Genomic DNA, 1091 nt, shown 5'->3' on the forward strand with positions numbered 1-1091 from the left:
AACACGAATGCCTTCTTGCGCGGCGCCTGCTGGCCCTTGGGCGCGATCCCGAAGCCCAGCTTGCGGATGATGCCTTCGATGATCTCCGGCTCTGTCGTGTTTGGTTCGAGAGTCAGCGTCAGCCGTTCCGCCATCATCGCGACTTTGACATCACCGACGCCTGGCAACCGCTCCACCGCCCGCGTCACCTTTGTCGTGCAGGCAGCGCAGTCCATGCCTGTCACGGTCCACTCGCGCCGCTCTGTTGTTTCAACCGCCATCTTGCTTCCCACTTGAAGTCTTTTCTTCATCGAGTCGGGAAGATAGAAGCTCTAGCAACTAGAGGTTCAAGAGGTTTCTCATGCTGAGCATCGGAAAACTGAGCGCGGCCACCGGCGTCAAGGTGCCGACCATCCGCTACTACGAAGAGATTGGCCTGCTGCCCGAAGCCGAACGCAGCGCCGGCAACCAGCGGCTCTACGGCGTGAAGGCGCAGGAACGGCTTGCCTTTATCCGCCACTCCCGCGACCTCGGCTTCTCGCTTGACGACATCCGGGAACTGCTCAGTCTTTCAGACCAGCCCGACATGTCTTGCGCTGCCGCCGATGTCATCGCCACGCGCCAGCTTGTCTCGGTCAAGGACCGCATCACGCGCCTTCAGGCCCTGCAGCAGGAGTTGGAGCGCATGCTGACCCAATGCGCTCAGGGCACGATCTCGGACTGCAAGGTCATCGAGGCGCTGAGCAACCACAAGAACTGTCTGCACACGCATCATGGAGAAGTCTGACAGGCATCGCGTGAACATCAGCTTTGAAGAAGCGGGCGAGGTAGCCCATTATAACATCAAGAATGTGCCTTAATGTTGAGAAACTTTATTCTTACATAGTAGCGTCTGGCTTAGAAGACACGGTAGCTAGAGCCTCTATCACCCGGCATTCAGATACCCTGCCTCGGTTGCATTCGCTGACCATTCGGGCCAGTTCATCCTGCAAAAGAAGCAGGCGGGCAATCCGGCTTTGGACTGCCTCAAGCTGCTCTTGGGCAATGCGGCTCGCATCCTCGCATGATGCTTCCGGCCGTTCCTGCAAAGCCAGCAGGATGCGGATGCTTGG

General features: G+C 58.4%; 3 protein-coding genes. 1 reads left to right on the forward strand and 2 read right to left on the reverse strand.

Going from position 1 to position 1091, the window contains the following annotated elements:
• Positions 1-290, reverse strand: a 290-nt coding sequence (locus CK944_RS22225) for a cation transporter (protein WP_239986222.1), incomplete at its 3' end; no start/stop codon positions are given.
• A gap of 50 nt (positions 291-340) precedes the next feature.
• Between CK944_RS22225 and CK944_RS22230 the strand changes: the two genes are divergently transcribed.
• Positions 341-766, forward strand: a complete 426-nt coding sequence (locus tag CK944_RS22230; protein WP_103175193.1) for a helix-turn-helix domain-containing protein — start codon at positions 341-343, stop codon at positions 764-766.
• 91 nt (positions 767-857) lie between these two features.
• Here CK944_RS22230 and CK944_RS22235 read toward each other — a convergent pair.
• Positions 858-1091: MerR family DNA-binding protein (locus CK944_RS22235; protein WP_158248137.1), on the reverse strand; the 234-nt coding region annotated here is incomplete at its 5' end.

Origin of the sequence: Paracoccus sp. SY (assembly GCF_002901215.1) — a bacterium.
Taxonomy (GTDB): Bacteria; Pseudomonadota; Alphaproteobacteria; order Rhodobacterales; family Rhodobacteraceae; genus Paracoccus; species Paracoccus acridae.

Bases quoted from the DNA above. Each gene is read 5' to 3' on its own strand.
- CK944_RS22230 (WP_103175193.1), top strand. From the start codon at position 341: ATGCTGAGCATCGGAAAACTGAGCGCGGCCACCGGCGTCAAGGTGCCG.